The following is a 17,491-nucleotide window of genomic DNA, read 5'->3' as shown; positions in this document are numbered from 1 at the left end:
AGCCGCGTGATCCTTGGACGGGGGCTGCGGAAACCGGTAGCGGGGTAGCAGGGCAAGATGAAGGCAGCATGGTGCCTGGACGGGTGCCGTAAAACCGGGTAGCGACGGGTTTGCCCGCCGCCGGGCGCATGGACGCGCAAGAGGCGGCGGGCACCTCGGAGGACGGCAGGATGCCGGCCGAGAATGAGTCGCTACCCGGTTTTGCGGCACCCACCCCGTGACCAAAACCAATGACTTGGAAGGTTGGCATTTTTTTATGGCGAAAGAATATGGGTCATTGACGGAGTTGCTGGTGGGATTACCAGAATGGGGGGAACAGCCGGCCCTGGTTCTGGTGGAGGCGGAGCAGATTCGGCGGTGGTCTTATCGGCAGTTGGGCGCCCGGGTGGATGAAGTGGCCGGGGGGCTGCTGGCCATGGGGCTTCAGCCTGGCGAGCTGGTGGGCCTACTGGGGGAAAACCGGCCGGAATGGATCTTTGCCGCCCTGGCCGTGCTGCGGGCCGGCGGGGTGCTGCTGCCGCTGGACGCCCAGCTCGACGACGACGGCCTGGCCCATGTGGCGGCGGACAGCGGCGCCCGCTATTTTTTCATCGGCGCCGGGCTGGAGTCGCGCTTTGCCAAAATCCAGCCGGGCGGTTCTCGGGAGGCCCGCTTCCCGGCGGCGGCGGGTTTGCCGGCGTCAGCCGGCGCCTTGGAGGCGGGCCGTCAGCCCGCCGAGAATGAGCCGCACCCCGAGCGGGCGGGGCCAAAGCAAAACGGGAAACTGGAACTGCTGCCCTTCGATGATTTACCCACCGGTCCACCACCGTCCGCTTTCCCCCGCCGCCGCCCGGAAGATCCCGCCGCCATGTTTTATACCTCCGGCACCACCGGGCCGCCCAAGGGGGTGCCGTTGAGCCATGCCAACCTGGTCTTTCAGCTCAAGACCGTGGGTGGCGCCAGACTGGTGAGTGCCAGCGACCGAGTGCTGCTCCCTTTACCTTTTCATCATGTATATCCCCTGGTGGTGGGCATGTTCACCCCGCTGGCCTTGGGCCTGCCCCTGATCATGCCCGACGTGCTGACCGGGCCCCGGATTCTGCGGGCGGTGAAGGCCGGCCGGGCCACCGCCCTGATCGGCGTGCCTCGTCTTTACCAGGCCCTGTACCAGGGCATTGCCGACAAGGTGGCGGACGGCGGGGCGCCGGCCCGGCTATATTTCCGTAGTGCCCTTGGGGTGAGCGCCTGGCTCAAGCGGCGGCTGGGGCTGCGGGCGGGCAAGCTGCTGCTGGCGCCCCTGCATCGCCGCTTTGGGGCTTCTCTGCGGCTGCTGGCCTCCGGTGGCTCGGCCCTGGACCCGGAACTGGCCGAGCGGCTGGAGGCCTTGGGCTGGCAGGTGGCCATTGGCTACGGGCTGACCGAAACCGCCCCGCTGCTAACCATCAACCCTCCGGTGGGCGGTCGGCTCGGCAGCGTCGGCCGGGCGGTGCCGGGGGTGGAACTGCGGCTGGAGCCGGTGGCGGCGGAAAATGACCGGGCCGAAAACGATCGGGAAGAGGGGGAGAGCCGGGTAAAGCAGCCGGCTCGTGAAGGCGAGAAGAGCCGGGAAGAGCGGGCGAACGGGGCATCGGCCACCGACCCCGAGCCGGCAGGCGAAAGGGCCGGGGAACAAACAGCGGCTGGGGCACAGGATCAGCCCATGGGCGAGGTGCTGGCCAAAGGCCCCAACGTCTTTGCCGGTTATCACAACTTACCGGCAAAGACGGGGGCAGCCTTCAAAGATGACTGGTTTCGTACCGGCGACCTGGGTTATTTCGACCGGGACGGTTTTCTCTTCCTGGTCGGCCGCGCCTCCAGCCTGATCGTCACCGCCGGTGGCAAGAATATCCAGCCCGAGGCCCTGGAAGACCGGCTGGTCACCCATACGTTCATCCGCGAAGCCGGGGTGCTCAGCCGGGGAGGCCGGCTGGCGGTGCTGCTGGTGCCGGAACTGGCCGCGCTGCGCCGGGCCGGCGAACAGGACGAAGAGGCGGCTCTGCGCCAGGCCCTGCTGGCGGTTTCCCATAACTTGCCTTCCTACCAGCGGCCCGACGAGTTTGCCCTCAGCCGTGAGGCCCTGCCCCGCACCCGGCTGGGCAAGATCCGCCGCCACCTGCTGCCGGAGCGCTACCGGCAAGCTCGGGACCACCAGCACCAGCCCAGTGAGGCAGGGCCGGTGTCCTGGTCCGAAATGTCCGACCACGATCGGGCCCTGCTGGAGGACCCGGCGGCCCGCCGGGTCTGGGATTGGCTGGCCCGGCACTATCCCAAGGTGCGGCTCAGCCCGGACACCAGCCCGCACCTGGACTTGGGGGTTGATTCTTTGGGCTGGCTTAACCTGGCCACCGAAATCGGCCGTCAGGCCGACGTGCAGCTGACCGAGGAGGTCATCGGCCGGGTGGAAACGGTGCGGGATCTTTTACACGAGGTTATTGAGCTCAGCGCCCTGGGCAAGGGTTTTACCGCTTTTGATCCTCTGGACGAGCCGGAAACGGTGCTCAAAGAGCAGAGCCGTCGCTGGCTCAAGCCCCTCAACTCTCTGCAGATAGCCATGGCCTGGGGGCTGTATCAACTAAACCGGTTTCTTTTTCGTTTACTGTTCCGGCTTCGGGTGGAGGGGTTGGAACATCTGCCAAAAGAAAAACCTTTTATTCTGGCCCCCAATCATGTCAGTTTTCTGGACTCCTTTGCCATTGGCGCAGCGCTGCCCTTCCCGCTGTTTCGCCGCACCTATTACGCTGGCAACGCCGAGGTGGCTTTCCGCAATGCTTTTTTTCGCCTGGTCTGCCGCCTGGGCCAGGCGGTGCCCATCGATCCACGCCGGGCCACTGCCACCAGCCTGGCTTATGGCGCGGTTATTACGGATAATGGCTGCAACCTGGTCTGGTTTCCGGAAGGTGAGCGCTCCTGGGACGGTCGGCTGCAGCCCTTCCGTTCAGGAATCGGGATGCTGCTTGACCGCCGGCCGGTTTATGTGGTACCAGCCCATATCGCCGGCGCCAACCTGGCCTGGCCCCGGGGGCGCAATTTTTTTAAACCGCACCCCATCAGCATCAAGTTTGGCCGGCCAATGACCGCCGAGCAGTTGCTGGCGGAAAAGAGAGAGCAAGATGAGCAACGGTCGTCAGAGCCGGTAACGGTTACTGGTCGGCCGGTAAATGGCCGGGCCGGCCGGATTGCCGCCGCCCTGCAGAAAAAGGTCGCTGCGCTGGTGAGCAGTTGATGGGGATTAGTGTCGATGGATGAACTGAGCAACCCCAAAAAACGTCGCCCTTCGTACCAGTTGCTGGTGCTGGCGGCCTTGCTGGTGCTGGGAATACTGGCTCAGCGGCTGGAGCTGGTGGACTGGCTGGAGGTGTTGGAGGCCAGTCGTCACTATGCTCATCACTGGTGGTTTCCACCCCTGATTATTCTGGCCATGGTGGTCTTTTACGCCCTGGCCCTGCCGGGTTCCTTTTTCATGTGGTTGGCCGGCGCCCTGTTCGTGCCGGTGGTGGCCACGGTGCTTATTGTCATCGGTGGGGTTGGCGGGGCGGTTGGGGGCTATTTTCTTTCCCGGCGACTGTCCCGCCATGAAAGCGCCCGGCTCCGCCATAAGCCGCTGTTCAACTTTATCCGCCGCCACGGCGATTTCGTCGCCCTCTGCGCGGTGCGGATCTTTCCCAGCTTCCCCCACTCGGTGATCAACTACGGCGCCGGGATACTGGGCCTGCCTCTGCGCTACTTCGTGCTCTCCACCGTTGTCGGCTTTGTGATCAAGGGCTATCTCTATTCCGCCGCCATCTATCAGTTGACCACCATGGATGAGCCCGGCGAGTTTCTCTCCTGGCAACTGCTGGCACCGCTGCTGCTGCTCTCTGCCCTCTTTATCGCCGCCAAGCTGATTTTCGGCCGCAAGCCGGCGTTGACCAACGGCTCCTGGTAAGCTTCGTAACCCCTCTGGTAGCACCGACGTAGGTGTTGTTTGGCCAGCTCACTTACCGATGTATGGGTGTCGTCCGGCCTGCCGCAACCTGCGGCAGGCCGTAACCGCAACCGCTTATTTTCGCTCGAAACCCGTGATCATATACACGTTTAAGTCTTTTGAAACGGCTGTAAAATTGAGGGGTTATTGTGCAAGGGTGTATTTCGCCAGCAGGCTGTCCTGCCAGTAGCGGTTGTCCGGCCGGTGGAAAAACTCCTGGAACAGTGCCAGGCTTTCCCGCCGCCGGACATGGGGGATGATTTGCACGTCCGGGGCCATCTCCCGGTAGAGGGGGGCCAGCCGGGCAAGCTCCAGGGAGGTGCCGCCGCCCATCACGTCTTCGTAGGCGTAAACAATGCGCCGCACGCCGTTAAGGAGCAGGGTGGCGTAGCACATCAGGCAGGGTTCCATGGTGGCATACAGGGTCAACGAGCTGCGCTTGATCTCCGGATTTTGGGTCAGCAGCCGGCGCAGGGCCACAATTTCGGCATGGTCCAGCTCGGTGGGTGCGACGCCGCCGCTGTTTTGCCGGCAGCCCTCGGCCACCACCTCGCCTTCGGCCACCAGGATCGCCCCCACCGGAAATTCTCCGGCCTTCAAGGCCGCCCGGGCCTGCTCCAGGGCCATATCCATAAAACGTTGATGCTGCTCCATCCTACCCATTTGTTTTCCCTTGGTCGGAGAGTTGTCCGGCTGGTGCCGCCGATTTATACCCAGAAGGCAGGATAGCGGCGGGAGGCCGGGATGTTGTTGATCAGCAACGCCACCAGCAGCATGATCAACGCCCCGCTGCCCACCGGCAGCAGAATATACCAGTAACCCAGGTCGTAGATTTCCGGGCCGCCGATGACCGCGATCAGGGCAGTGGCCCCGCCCGGCGGGTGCAGGGTCCGGGTGAGGTGCATCAAGGCAATGGCCGTGGCCACCGCCAGGGCCGCCGCCAGCCAGAGATGGGGCGTCAGCAGCTGGTAGCAGACCACCCCGATCAGGGCGGAAAGCACATGGCCGCCGACCAGGTTGCGTGGTTGGGACAAGGGACCGGCCGGGGCCCCGTAGATCAGCACCGCCGAGGCCCCGAAAGAACCGACGATGAGCAGCAGGCCGGTGCCGTCCACCAACCGGTAGTGGAGCAGGCCCACCGCGATGATTCCCACAAAGGCCCCCAGCCAGGACCAGAAGATCTCGCTGGTGCTGACTCGGGGCGGACACTGGCCCGTTCCTTTCATCTTGCAGAAATATTCCCTTACTTTGTTCATGTAGCTCTAACCTTTGATGGAGTTTTGATTCCAGCGGTCGACCCCGGCCAGCAACCGGAAATGGATCAGGGCCACCGCCTCTTGCGGCTGTTTATCCTTGCTCCCCGCCGGCCTCGGTGGGCCGGGTCCACCCCCAGTCGTCGAACAGTACATAAAGCGCCGGGATCACCAGCAGCACCAGTACGGTAGCGCTGAGCAGGCCGAATACCACGGAGATAACCAATGGTTTAATGGCGTCGGCCTGGGTGCTGGTTTCCGCCAGCAGCGGCGCCAGCCCGGCGATGGTGGTGGACGAGGAGATCAGGATCGCCCGCAGGCGATCGCGGCTGGCCTGGCCGGCGGCGGCGATGGCCGGCAGGCCCCGCTCACGATGGCCCTTGATGAAGTGGATCAGCAAGATGGCATTGTTGACCACGATACCGGCCAGCCCGGCGGCACCGATCAGCGACGGCATCGACAGGTAATAGCCCATCAGCACATGACCCCAGATCGCACCGATGAAGGCCAGCGGGATCGACAGCATGACGATCAATGGTTCCACATAGCTGCGGAACTGAAATGATAAAATCACGAAAATGCCGACCAGGCCGATGAGCAGGCCGCGGGCGATGGAGCCGCCGGTCTCGGCGGAACGGGCCACCTGGCCTTCGAAGATCACGTCCACCTTCGGATGACGCGCCTGGAAGTCGGCCAGCCAGCCGGCGCGCAGATCGCTGACAATCGCCTGGCCGCTGCTCAGGCGCGCATCCACGTTGGCCTCGACGGTGACGGTGCGCCGGCCGTCGATGCGGGTGATGCGGGCCCAGTCGCGCCGCTGGCTGATCCGGGCCACCTCGCCCAGCGGCACCTGTTTGCCGTCGGGCAGCATGATGGTCTGATCAGCCAGATCATCGAGGCTGTCGCGATCGCCCTCGGCTTGGCGGATCAGGATCTCCACGTCCCGTTCACCGATGCGCAGGGTATCGGCCACTTCGCCCAGCAGCGCCGCCCGCAACTGGGCGGCCACCTCCTCGGCGCTCAGCCCCAGCCCGTGGGCACCCGGGGCCAGGGAGAGGCTGCGCTGCGGCTTGCCGGGGCGCAGATCATCCATGACGTTATAGACGGCGGTATAACCGGTCAGGTGCGCCGCCGCGTCGCGGGCCGCCGCCTTCAGGGCGGTCAGATCCTCGCCCTGCAGGCGCAGCTCCACCGGGATCCCGGCCGGCCCGAAACCCGGTTCCTGGATGATCAGGCTGTGGATCCCGGCGACGGGGCCGATCGCCTGGCGCCAGGCTGCGGTCAGCTCGTCAAGAGTGACGCTGCGCTGCTCGGCGGTGAGCAGATCCACCATCACCGTGGCGACATGGGCGCCGGCCTCGCGGGCGCTGGGGTTGTAGTTAAAGCGGGTCTGGATGGCCTGCACCAGCGGTGCTCCCTTCGGCTGTTGCGGGGTCAGGCGTTCATCGAGTTGGCGCATGGCCGCTTCGACCTGCGCGGCCACTTCCCCGGTGCGCGCCAGCGGCGTGCCCTGGGGCATCAGGATGCGCGCCTCGAGCACGTCCCCTTCGATGTCGGGCATCGCCTCGCTGCCGATGTGGCCGCCGGCCATGAACCCGGCCGAGCCAAGGATGACCAGCAGCACCAGTCCCAACACCGTGCGGCGCCAGACGATGGCCCGGTCGGCGAGCGTCCCCACCCGTTCGCGAAACCGCTCGAAGCCCCGCTCGAAGGCGGCGCGAAAGCGCGAGTCGTGGCTGTCGCGCAGTCGTGGCAGACTGCCTTTAAGATGATGGGGCAGGACCCAGAACGCCTCGATCAGGCTGGCGGCCAGGGCGGCGATCAAAACCACCGGCAATACCTCGAGCACCGCCCCGAGTTCGCCGGCCAGAAAGGAGAGCGGCAGGAAGACCGCGACCGTGGTCAGAAACGACGACAGCACCCCCGGCAGCACCTGGCGGGTGCCGGCGACCACCGCCGACAGGGGGGAGTCCTGCTCGGCGGCGTGGGCGGCGATGTTGTCGGTGATCACCACCGCATCGTCCATGACGATACCGATCGCCATCAGCAGGGCCACCAGAGTGATCATGTTCAGCGACAGGCCGGTCAGCGCCATGACGAAAAAGGCGCCCATAAAGGCGGCCGGCAGGCCCAACACCGCCCACAGGGCCAGGCGCGGGCGGAAAAACAGGCTCATCACCAGCACCACCAACACCAACCCCAGCAGGCCGTTTTTTACCAGCATCTGCAGGCGATCGCGCACGATGCTGGTCATGTCCTGGGTGACGGCAAGGCGCACGCCGCCGCCAAAGCGCTGGCGTTCGGCCTCGACCAGCCCGGTAAGATCGTCCATCACCCGCAGGGAGTCGTCGCGCAGGCTCTTGCTCACCTCCAGCACTATCGCCCGTTCGCCGTTGAAGTGGACCCGCTCTTCTTCCCGCTCGCCGACCTGTTTGAGGGTGGCGATCTCCCCCAGGGTCAGCTCGCCGCCCCGTTCGTCGGAGACCACCACCAGTTGCCGCAGCTGGCGCAGCGAGCGGCGTTGATCGGTAAAACGCAGCTGGATGTCGCGCTGCCGGGTCTCCAGGGTGCCCAGCGGCATGTCGACATTCTGGCGTGCCACCCGGGTCGCCAGCTCACGTGCCGACAGGCCATACTGGCCCAGCACCTCCCGGGGGATTTCCACCTGCCACTGGCGCTGGGAGAGACCATGGATCACGACCCCGGCGACCCCGGGCAGGGTCATGATCCGCGCCTCCAGGGCCAGGGCGTAATCCTCCAGTTGTTCCGGCGGCATGTCGCCAGCTACCGCCACCGCCGCCACCAGATCGCTGCGGTGCAGCTCCCGCACCACCGGCGCCTCGGCGCGCGCCGGCAGATCGGTGATGGCGTTGACCTCGGTGTCGATCTCGTTGAGAAAACGGATGGGATCGCCGCCTGCCTGCATGGTGGCGGTGGCGCTGGCCAGGTTGTCCTGGGCCACGCAGATCAGCTCATCAAGGTAATCGACGCCCTTGACAGCATCGTACAGTCGCCGGCAGACGGCATCCTCCACATCGGCGGCGCTGGCGCCGCGATAGACCACCTCGACGCTCACTTCCACCGGCCGGTAATCGGGAAAGGTCTCGCGCTTGAGTGACGGCGCGGCAAAGAGCCCCGCCGCCAGCAGGATGACCAGCAGCAGGTTGGCTGCGGTGGGATGGCCGGCGAACCAGCGAATCATGGTGTCTCACCCCGGGCAAGGGCCTGCAGGCGCCGCTCCAGCGCGGTATCGCGCCGCGGCTCGAGGGCCATGCCGTCGAGCGCCGGCACCGGATCGTCGACAATTACCCGATCGCCGGGCGAAAGCCCTTCGGTGATGACGGCCAGATCGTGTTGTTCGAAGGCCACCGTCACCGCCACCCGTTCCAGGCGGTCATCATCGGTGACTCGATAAACCTCCCCGGCGTGCACCGCCGTGGCCGGGATTACCAACTGCGACTCCCGGCTCATGGCGTTGAGCCGCACCTGTACATACATGCCGGGCTGCAGGGCCGGTCGGTCGGGCGGCGCCACCCCGGCGTAGGGAGCCTTTACCGTTACCACCACCCGCGCCGCCCGGGTAGTCGGGTCCAGCCCGCTGGTCACCCTGGTTACCCGCGCCGGCCAGCGGATGTCGTCAAAACCGGCCAGCCGCACCTGCGCCTCGATGGCCGAAAAGTCGAGCCGCTGGCCAATATCAAGGGTGTCTTCTGGCGGGGTGGGGCGCACCACGCTGCCCATCAGTCGGCGCAACATGGGCAGCGGGATATGGGTCTCGATCTCGGCCGCTTCGATGCTGTCGGCGCTAAACAGCCGCTGGCCGGCGGCGGCATAATGGTGAAGCTCGACCTCCACCTCGCCGAGGCGCAGATCGTAGGGGGCGACGAAGCGGGTATCCGCCAGATCCTGCCGAGCCTGTTCCAGACGGGCTTGGGCCCGCGCCATCTGGGCCCCCAGGGTGTCACGGCGGCTGGGCAGCAGCGCCAGCTGGTTTTCCAGCGAGGCCACCGCCTGGCGCTGCGCCACCGTGGCGCGGCGTTGTTCATCGCGCTGGGAGCGCGACACGGAACCCTCCTCCACCAGTTGTTCAAAGCGGGCCAGTTCCTGTTCGGCCAGGTTCAGTCGCTCCTGCTCCAGCGCCAGCAGGCGGCCGGTGTTTTCCTCCTCGGTATCGAGCAGGGATTGCTCGGCGGACAACGAGGCCTGTTCGGCCTCGGCCTCGGCGATGGCCAGCCGGTAGCGGCTCGGGTCGAGCGCCAGTAACAAGGTTCCCTTGGGCAATAGATTGCCGCTTTCCAGTTTTGGATGACGTTCCACCACCCGTCCGGCCACGTTGGCAATGGCCTGCCAGGTTTCGGCGGGACGGCTCACCCCGTGCCCCCGGGCTTCCAGGCGCAACTGCTGAGGCTGCACTTTTATCACCGCCAAGGTCGGTACCTTGGGCCCGGTCTCGCCGTGGTCCGGGATCTGGCGATTGACCACCAGCAGCACCAACAAGCCGATTCCCGCCAGCAGACCGGCTGCAATCGGCAGTAGCCGGCCCGCGGGTCTTAAGAAAGCAAACCTCATGGTGATTCCCCTGTTTGAAATTGGTTGCCGGCCGGTCCGGAGGCCGCAATCCCCCGTTTAAACAGGGCAAAAACCCCCGGGGCGGCGGCCTCCATCTGTTCGGGCCCGCCGGCCAGCAGGGACTGGACCACCAACCCCTGGATCATCCCCACAAAGAGGACGGCGGCGCTGTCGGCCTCAACCTCCGGGGCTAGTTGGCCGGCGTTTTTGCCGGCCTCGAGCAGTTCGATCACTCGTTGCCGATAACGCTGCACCAGGTTGCGGACCATGGTTTTGGTCGGCGAATCGTGGGGGTGCTGCAATTCATGGAACAGCATGCGGGGAATACCGGGGTGGGCGACAACGAAGGCAATGTGCGCCTGGAACATGGCCTCTAAAGCGGCCAGCGGTCCCGGAGCCCGGCGGGCTGCCTTGTCCACCCGTTTGAGCAACTGCTCGGCCACCCAGGCCATCACCGCCTGCCAGATTGCTTCCTTGTTGGGAAAATGGCGAAACAGCGCCCCCTGGGTCAGGTTCATCTGGCGGGCGATGGCGGCGGTGGTGATTTTACCCGGATTGTGCCGGGCGGCCAGTTCAAGCACGGCGTTGACGGTGGCGGCCCGGCGCTGTTCGGCGGGCAGATGTTTAGTGGTGTTGGTCATGAATTGCTCCGAACAAAGTGAGTAATTGATTACTATCTTACTCCTGTTTGCCGATCTGTCAAGAACCAGGAACCTCCCGTCACCCCGGTTGTCCTCCCTTTGTTATGGTAAACTGTTTTGACCGTGGTTATATTTTTTACAACTCAGGCAAGATTTATTATCATCCAAAATATGATGAACAGAGCAACCCTGAAAACATTGATCGGCGCCGTGTTGGCGCTTTTTTTGCTGGCCGGCGTCCACTGGTTGCTTGGCCGGACGGACGAACGCGGTCCGGTGTCGGTGGTTGGCGACGGTCCCCGCCGGGAGGCGGCGGTGGCGGTGGAGGTGGCGCCCATACAGCGGGGCGGGATTGTCGAACGGCGCACCTTCACCGGCACCCTCCAGCCCGTCTCCCGTTTTGATGTGGCCGCCCGGGTGGGCGGCCGGTTGCTGAAGCTTTACGTCGATCTGGGTGATACCGTCCGGCGGGGCCAGGTGGTGGCCCGGCTGGATAGTGACGAGTATCGCCTGGAGGTGGACAAGGCGCGGGCCGAATTGGCGGTGACCAAGGCCGGCCTGGCGGAAGCGGAAAGCGCCCTGGCCACCAGCCGCCGGGAGTACGAGCGGGCCCAGAGCCTGCGCCGCCAGGGGGTGGCCTCCGAGGCGGAACTGGACGGCGCCCTGGCCAACTACGAGGCCCAGCAGGCCAAGGCCCAGGTGGCCGCGGCCCAGGTTTCCCAACGCCGGGCTGCCCTGGCCGCCACCGAGCTGCGCCTTTCCTACACCGAAATCCGGGCCGACTGGCAGGGCGGTGAGCCGGAACGGGTGATTGCCGCGCGCCTGGTGGATGAAGGTTCATTGCTGGCCGCCAACACCCCGCTGTTCTCCCTGGTGGGTATTGACCGCCTGGTGGCGGTGGCCCACGCCCCGGAGCGTGATTACCCGCTGCTGCGGCCCGGTCAGGCGGTAACGGTGCGGGCCGATGCGGTGGCCGGGCGCTCCTTCACCGGGGAGTTGGCCCGCCTGGCCCCGGTGGTGCGGGAGGCCACCCGCCAGGCCCGTCTGGAGGTGGAGGTGGCAAACCCCGAGCAGATGCTCAAGCCCGGCATGTTCGTTCGCCTGGAGATCGAGGTGGCCCGCAAGGATGACGCCCTGCTGGTGCCCCGCGCCGCCCTGGTCGAGCGCCCCAGTGAGTACGCCGTTTTCCTGGTGCATGAAGACGGTGAAAGCGTCCGTTACCTGCCGGTGGAGCTGGGCCTGCAGAGCCGGGAGATGGTGGAGATCGTCGCCCCGGAGATCAGCGGCCGGGTGGTCACCCTGGGCCAGCACCTGCTCAGCGACGGTGCCCGGATCAATATTTCTGAACCGGTGGCGCCGGGAGAGGGCGGCTGATGAACCCGGCCCGTTTCACCGTCGGTCGCCCGGTTTTTACCACCATGGTCACCTTGATTGCGGTGATCATCGGGGCGGTGTCGCTCTCCCGGTTGCCCATCGACCTGATGCCCGAGGTCACCTATCCCACCCTCACCATCTCCTCCAGTTACGAAAATGCCAGTCCCGAAGAAGTGGAAGAGCTGATCACCCGCCCCATCGAGCAGGCGGTGGCGGCGGTGGCCGGGGTGGAGAGCATCAACTCCAACTCTTCGGAAGGGGTAAGCAGCGTCCGGGTTTCCTTTGCCTGGGGGACCGATATCGATGTGGCGGCCAATGACCTGCGGGACCGGCTGGACCGGGTGATGAATCAGTTGCCCGATGAGGTGTCCCGGCCCCAGGTGCGCAAATTCGATATCTCCGCCACCCCGGTGCTGATCCTGGGGGCCGCCAGCGCCATGGACCCCCTGGAATTGCGACGGCTCATCGATGAGCAGATGAGCTTCCGGATCGAAAGGGTGGCGGGGGTGGCCTCCATGGATGTCTGGGGGGGGTTGGAGCGGGAGATCCAGGTCAATCTCCACGCCGACAAGATTGCCGCCCTGGGCCTGACCCTGGACGGCATCCGCCAGGCCCTGCGGGATGCCAACATCACCGTGCCCGCCGGCGAGATCGAGCGGGGCCGACTGGAGGTCACCCTTCGCACCCCTGGCCAGTTCACCAGTTTGGCGGAACTGGCCGCCACCGTGCTGGCGGTGCGCGACGGCGCTACCATCACCCTGGAGCAGGTGGCCGAGATCGTCGACACCCACCGCAAGGTAAGCCGCATTGTACGGATCAACGATGAACCGGGGGTGCGGCTGGCCATCCGCAAACAGCCAGACGCCAACACCGTGCAGGTGGCCCGGGGGGTGTTGCATGAGGTGGAGCGGCTCAACCGGGATTTCCCCCAGATGGAGATCGTTCCCATCATTGATTTTTCCGAGTACATCCAGCGCTCCATCGACAATGTCGGCCGCTCCCTGCTCTATGGCGGTTCCCTGGCGGTGCTGGTGCTGCTCTTTTTCCTGCGCAGCCTGCGTTCCACCCTGGTGGCGGCCACCGCCATCCCGGTGGCGGTGATCTCCACCTTCGCCCTGATCTACTTTGGCGGCTTTACCCTCAACCTGATGACCCTGGGTGGTCTGGCTCTGGGCGTGGGGATGATGGTGGACAGCTCCATCGTGGTGCTGGAAAACATCGCCCGCCTGCGGGATAAGGAAAAAAAGGCGGCCCATGAAGCGGCGGAGCAGGGCACCGGCGAGGTGGCCGCCGCCGTGGTCGCCGGCACCCTGACCACCCTGGTGATCTTTTTCCCCATCCTGTTTGCCCAGGAACTGGCCGGGGTGCTGTTCCGCCAATTGGCCCTGGTGGTTGGTTTTGCCCTACTGGCGGCCCTGATCACCGCCCTGACCCTGACCCCCATGCTGGCCGCCCACCTGGTACGGCCGGCGGCGGTGGCCGGGGAAGGGGAGCGGGGATTGCGGGCGTCCCTGCTGCGGCTGCTGGCGGGAATGTTTAACGGCCTGGAAACTTTTTACCAGCGCACCCTGGATGGGGCCTTAAACAACCGTGGACCGGTGGTGATCTTTTTCGTCACGATGTTTGTCCTGGCCCTGATGTTGCTGCCCCACCTGGGCAGCGAGTTCATGCCCCAGGCCGATGAGGGCCAGGTGCGGATCAGCGTAGAGATGGAAACCGGCACCCAGTTGGCCCTGCTGGATGAAAAAGTGCGGCAGGTGGAAAAAATCATCATGCCGGCGGTCCCGGAAACCAGGGCCTCGGTGGTTCGGGTCGGGGGCACTTCCTGGCGCACCGGGGCGCCGGCCAACGCCGATATTCGTCTGGTCATGGTGCCGATGCGGGAGCGGGAGCGCTCCAGCGAGCAGATCGCCGCCGACCTGCGGCCTCTGTTGCGTGATATTCCCGGGGTGGAGATCCGCACCCGTACCGGGGGGCTGTTTATTCTGCGCCTGGCTGCCGGAGCCGAGGATGAGCGGCTGGTCATCGAGGTACGTGGTTTTGAGCTGGCGCAGTTGGACCAAGTGGCCCGCCAGGTGCGGGACGCCATTGCCGATATCGAGGGAATCTCCGATTTGCGCCTGAGCCGGGAAGGTGGGGTGCCATTGGAGCTGCTGCGTATAGACCGGCAGCGGGCCGCCGACCTGGGTCTGTCGGTGGCCCGCATAGCCCGCACCGTCGAGCTTGCCATGGCCGGCGCCACCGCCGGCGAGTTCCGCGACGGCGGCCAAGAGTACCGCATCTTCATGCGCCTGCAAGAGGCGGAACAGCTTGATTTTGACGATATTTTGAATATTGCCGTGCGCAACGACGCCGGCGAGTTCGTCACCCTGGCCAACGTGGTGACGGTGGAACGCTCGGAAGGTCCGCTGACCATCGAGCGCCAGGACCAGCAGCGGGTCAGCCGGGTGCAGGCCAACCTGGCCGGCCGGGACCTGGGCTCGGTGGTGGCCGATATTCGCCAGCGACTGGAAACCATTCCCGTCCCCCGGGGGATTGACATTACCTTCGGTGGCGATTACGAACAGCAGGAGAAGGCCTTCAGCGAAATGGCCCTGGGGCTGTTGCTGGCGGTGCTGCTGGTTTACATGGTGATGGCCAGCCTTTACGAATCGCTGCGTGATCCCCTGGTGGTAATGTTCGCCGTGCCCATGGCCCTGATCGGGGTGGTGCTGATGCTGCTGCTTACCGGCACCACCCTCAATGCCCAGTCCTACATCGGCGGCATCATGCTGGTGGGGATCGTGGTCAACAACGCCATCCTGCTGGTGGACCAGGCCACCAGGCTGCGACGTGACGCGGGCTGGCCGGCCCTGGAGGCGGCCCGGGAGGCGGGGCGACGGCGACTGCGGCCGATCCTGATGACCACCCTGACCACCACCTTCGCCATGTTGCCCCTGGCCCTGGGAATGGGGGAGGGCAGCGAGCAGCAGGCCCCCATGGCCCGAGCGGTGGTCGGCGGCCTGCTCAGCTCCACCTTTATCAGTCTGCTGCTGATTCCGGTGCTTTACTCCTTAATGTACCGGCACCGCGCTGAGCGGCAGCAGTAAAACAAAACAGCAACATTACACCATCTGGAGAGAGGCCGGCGTCATGCTTTATCGGGAAAAACGGCAAAGGGCTGACAGCCTGCAAGGTATGCGGACAAAAGAGCCGCACCGGAAAAGCTACTGGGCCGCCCTGCTGGTGGTTCTGCTGGCCGGGCTGGCGGTGGCAGCGCTGCCGGCGGGAGTCGTTGCCAGTGAGGCCGGTGAACTGCCGCCGGATTTGGTCATGCCAGAGACGCCGGAGGCGGCGGCCAGTGCCAGGGAGGCGGCTACCGCCGCCCGTCGGCTGGACTTGGAGCGCTATCTGCCCCGCTCGGCGGCCGACCAGTTTCCCCGACCCGATGAACAGGGGCGGTTGGAGCTGTCGGTGGAAGAAGCGGTGGTCATGGCCCTGGCCAATAACCGTTCGCTGGGAATTCAGCTCTACCGGCCGTTGATCAGCGGCACCTTTGCCGAACAGGAGCGGGCGGTGTTTGATCCGACGCTGTTTGCCGAAGCATCAGCCGGCCGCGAAAAAATCCCTTTTGGTGACGATTACCGGCGCACGGAAACGGAGAATTACCGGTTGGGGGTGGAGCAGGAACTGGCCACCGGCACCGCCCTGGAGCTGGCCCTGGAGCAACGGCGCAGCGATGCCGAAAATACCCCCGATGGCCTGCACCATCGGGCCGGCGCCAGCCTGAGCCTGACCCAGGCCCTGCTGCGCGGCGGCAGTCGAGAGGCCAACCTGGTCGGGGTGCGTCAGGCCGATCTCGAGGTGCTGGTTTCTTTGTATGAACTGCGCGGCTTTACCCAGAGCCTGGTGGCGGAGGTGGAAAGGGCCTATTGGGAGCTGGTGCTGGCGGAAAGCCGGATTGCCATCTACCGCCAATCTTTGGCCGTGGCACAATCCCAGTTACAGGATGTGTTGCGCCGCATCGAGGTGGGAACGGTGGCGGCGGTGGAACGGGCCGCCGCCGAGGCGGAACTGGCTTTCCGCCGCCAAAGCCTGATCGACGGGGAAAGCAGCCGGGACCAGGCACGGTTGGAGTTGCTGAACCTTGTTAACCCGGCGCCTGCCGGTTCGACTGCCGGTATGGCCCAGCAACGCCGCTATGCTGAGATGGCCGAGATTTGGACCCTCCAGCCGGTGCCGCGGGAAACCCCTTATGTTCCCCAAACGGCACCCGACCCGGTGTTGGAGCATGTGGCCCTGAGCCGGCAAATGCGGCCAGATTTGGGTGAGGCCCGGCTACGGCTGGAACAGGGCGAGCTGGAGGTGGTGCAGACCCGCAACGGCTTGCTGCCCCGCCTGGATCTTTTTATCACCCTGGGCAAAACCGGCTACGCCGACAGTTTCGGTCGCTCCTTCCGTGAGTTAATCGATGACTCGACCTACGCCGGCTCCGCGGGGTTGCGTTTTTCCTTGCCGTTGCGAGGCAACCGGGCCGCCGCTGCCGTTGATGCCCGGGCCCGCGCCAGTCGCAACCAGGCCGAGGCCAGCCTTGGCAATCTGAGCCAACTGGTGGAATTGGATGTCCGCAAGGCCCATCTTGAGGCCCACCGAACCCGCACCCAGATTGATGCCTCCGCCGAGCGCCGCCGCCTCCAGGAGGAGGTGCTGCGGGTGGAAGAGGTCAAGTTCGAGGTGGGGCGCAGCACCGCCCTGAACGTGGCCCGGGCCCAGCGCGATTTGCTGGAAAGCCAGTTGGCGGAAGTGGATGCCAAAGTAGCCTACCGTCTGGCCCTGACCGAGCTTTATCGTTTGGACGGCTCCCTGCTGGCCCGCCGCCAGATCACCACCCGCTGAACCGAGCCGCCATTTCTGGCCTTTGTTGCCCCTTGACGAAATAAGCGAGCTGTGTTATTTAATTGTTTGATTAAATTATTTAACGCTTAATCTTCAGTTAAGGGGCGGTTGTCATGAGGGTCATTAAAGAAAAAAAGAATCGTAGAATAATACAGTATTTTTTGGCGCCGCTGGTGCCGCTGGTGATTATCGGCGGGGTTTACCAGCCCTACCTGGGGTATCTGGCCCTGGCGATGATGGTTACCATGATGGTGATGACTTTTTTCTGGGGGCGCCTCTACTGTGGTTGGCTTTGTGCCATGGGGGCCTTTCACGAGCGGGTGCTGAGCAAGATCAGCCTGCACCGGGAGATGCCGAAGCTGTTCAAGAAAACCTGGTTTCGCTGGCTGTTTTTTGTGCTGCTCATGGGTTTGATGGTCAGCCGGCTGATCGCCTCCGGCGGTGATCCGGCCAAAATCGGGGCGGTTTTTGTCATGATGTGGACGGTGGCCACCACCATCGCCGTGGCTTTCGGGCTCTACTTTAAACCCAGATCCTGGTGTAATTTCTGCCCCATGGCCTCGATGCAGGGGGTGATGGCGCCAAAGACGCATCTGTTGAAGGTGGCCGACGACTGCAAGCAGTGCGGTCTGTGCCAAAAGGTCTGCCCGATCCAGACTTATCCGGGGGCCTACAAAGAGCAGGGTTACGTGCCCAGCCTGGAGTGCATGCGCTGTGAAAACTGCGTCGTCAACTGCCCCAAGAAGGCCCTTTCCCTGTAGGTGAAATTTCGGCGCTGTTGCCGGCGGTTGATAATG

General features: G+C 64.9%; 11 protein-coding genes. 6 read left to right on the top strand and 5 right to left on the bottom strand.

The window, feature by feature from the left end; genetic code table 11:
- The first annotated feature begins 256 nt into the window (after positions 1-256).
- Complete coding sequence (locus P0N66_RS02770; protein WP_275802467.1) at positions 257-3,241, top strand: AMP-binding protein; 2,985 nt, start codon at positions 257-259, stop codon at positions 3,239-3,241.
- A 15-nt stretch (positions 3,242-3,256) separates the two neighbouring features.
- On the top strand, positions 3,257-3,943 hold the full coding sequence (locus tag P0N66_RS02765) for a TVP38/TMEM64 family protein (protein ID WP_275802466.1): 687 nt from the start codon (positions 3,257-3,259) through the stop codon (positions 3,941-3,943).
- A gap of 183 nt (positions 3,944-4,126) precedes the next feature.
- On the opposite strand, the gene P0N66_RS02760 is transcribed toward P0N66_RS02765, so the two are convergent.
- From P0N66_RS02760 to P0N66_RS02740, 5 genes are all read right to left on the bottom strand, one after another.
- Positions 4,127-4,645 (bottom strand): nucleoside deaminase, encoded by a 519-nt coding sequence (locus tag P0N66_RS02760; RefSeq protein ID WP_275802465.1) that lies wholly within the window; start codon positions 4,643-4,645, stop codon positions 4,127-4,129.
- 44 nt (positions 4,646-4,689) lie between these two features.
- On the bottom strand, positions 4,690-5,238 hold the full coding sequence (locus P0N66_RS02755) for an HPP family protein (protein ID WP_275802464.1): 549 nt from the start codon (positions 5,236-5,238) through the stop codon (positions 4,690-4,692).
- A gap of 91 nt (positions 5,239-5,329) precedes the next feature.
- On the bottom strand, positions 5,330-8,437 hold the full coding sequence (locus P0N66_RS02750) for an efflux RND transporter permease subunit (RefSeq protein WP_275802463.1): 3,108 nt from the start codon (positions 8,435-8,437) through the stop codon (positions 5,330-5,332).
- On the bottom strand, positions 8,434-9,804 hold the full coding sequence (locus P0N66_RS02745) for an efflux RND transporter periplasmic adaptor subunit (RefSeq protein WP_275802462.1): 1,371 nt from the start codon (positions 9,802-9,804) through the stop codon (positions 8,434-8,436). The genes P0N66_RS02750 and P0N66_RS02745 overlap by 4 nt, the downstream gene beginning before the upstream one ends.
- Complete coding sequence (locus tag P0N66_RS02740) at positions 9,801-10,445, bottom strand: TetR/AcrR family transcriptional regulator (RefSeq protein WP_275802461.1); 645 nt, start codon at positions 10,443-10,445, stop codon at positions 9,801-9,803. The genes P0N66_RS02745 and P0N66_RS02740 overlap by 4 nt, the downstream gene beginning before the upstream one ends.
- Before the next feature lie 171 nt (positions 10,446-10,616).
- Between P0N66_RS02740 and P0N66_RS02735 the strand changes: the two genes are divergently transcribed.
- From P0N66_RS02735 to P0N66_RS02720, 4 genes are all read left to right on the top strand, one after another.
- A complete protein-coding gene (locus P0N66_RS02735) occupies positions 10,617-11,819 on the top strand; it encodes an efflux RND transporter periplasmic adaptor subunit (RefSeq protein ID WP_275802460.1) in 1,203 nt (400 codons plus the stop codon).
- Positions 11,819-14,908: an efflux RND transporter permease subunit gene (locus P0N66_RS02730; RefSeq protein WP_275802459.1), complete on the top strand. Its 3,090-nt coding sequence runs from the start codon at positions 11,819-11,821 to the stop codon at positions 14,906-14,908. The genes P0N66_RS02735 and P0N66_RS02730 overlap by 1 nt, the downstream gene beginning before the upstream one ends.
- 88 nt (positions 14,909-14,996) lie before the next feature.
- Positions 14,997-16,694: a TolC family protein gene (locus P0N66_RS02725; protein WP_275802458.1), complete on the top strand. Its 1,698-nt coding sequence runs from the start codon at positions 14,997-14,999 to the stop codon at positions 16,692-16,694.
- A gap of 113 nt (positions 16,695-16,807) precedes the next feature.
- A complete protein-coding gene (locus P0N66_RS02720) occupies positions 16,808-17,455 on the top strand; it encodes a 4Fe-4S binding protein (protein WP_275802457.1) in 648 nt (215 codons plus the stop codon).
- Positions 17,456-17,491 lie beyond the last annotated feature (36 nt).

The sequence above is a fragment of the Desulfurivibrio dismutans genome, assembly GCF_029210385.1.
Classification (GTDB): domain Bacteria; phylum Desulfobacterota; class Desulfobulbia; order Desulfobulbales; family Desulfurivibrionaceae; genus Desulfurivibrio; species Desulfurivibrio dismutans.
Note: the sequence above shows the minus strand (reverse complement) of the source record. Positions and strands in the feature narration are given on the sequence as shown.

Coding starts and splice junctions, on each gene's coding strand:
- P0N66_RS02760 (WP_275802465.1), bottom strand. CDS start 4,645: ATGGGTAGGATGGAGCAGCATCAACGTTTTATGGATATGGCCCTGGAG.
- P0N66_RS02765 (WP_275802466.1), top strand. CDS start 3,257: ATGGATGAACTGAGCAACCCCAAAAAACGTCGCCCTTCGTACCAGTTG.
- P0N66_RS02770 (WP_275802467.1), top strand. CDS start 257: ATGGCGAAAGAATATGGGTCATTGACGGAGTTGCTGGTGGGATTACCA.
- P0N66_RS02745 (WP_275802462.1), bottom strand. CDS start 9,804: ATGAGGTTTGCTTTCTTAAGACCCGCGGGCCGGCTACTGCCGATTGCA.
- P0N66_RS02750 (WP_275802463.1), bottom strand. CDS start 8,437: ATGATTCGCTGGTTCGCCGGCCATCCCACCGCAGCCAACCTGCTGCTG.
- P0N66_RS02725 (WP_275802458.1), top strand. CDS start 14,997: ATGCGGACAAAAGAGCCGCACCGGAAAAGCTACTGGGCCGCCCTGCTG.
- P0N66_RS02755 (WP_275802464.1), bottom strand. CDS start 5,238: ATGAACAAAGTAAGGGAATATTTCTGCAAGATGAAAGGAACGGGCCAG.
- P0N66_RS02735 (WP_275802460.1), top strand. CDS start 10,617: ATGATGAACAGAGCAACCCTGAAAACATTGATCGGCGCCGTGTTGGCG.
- P0N66_RS02730 (WP_275802459.1), top strand. CDS start 11,819: ATGAACCCGGCCCGTTTCACCGTCGGTCGCCCGGTTTTTACCACCATG.
- P0N66_RS02720 (WP_275802457.1), top strand. CDS start 16,808: ATGAGGGTCATTAAAGAAAAAAAGAATCGTAGAATAATACAGTATTTT.
- P0N66_RS02740 (WP_275802461.1), bottom strand. CDS start 10,445: ATGACCAACACCACTAAACATCTGCCCGCCGAACAGCGCCGGGCCGCC.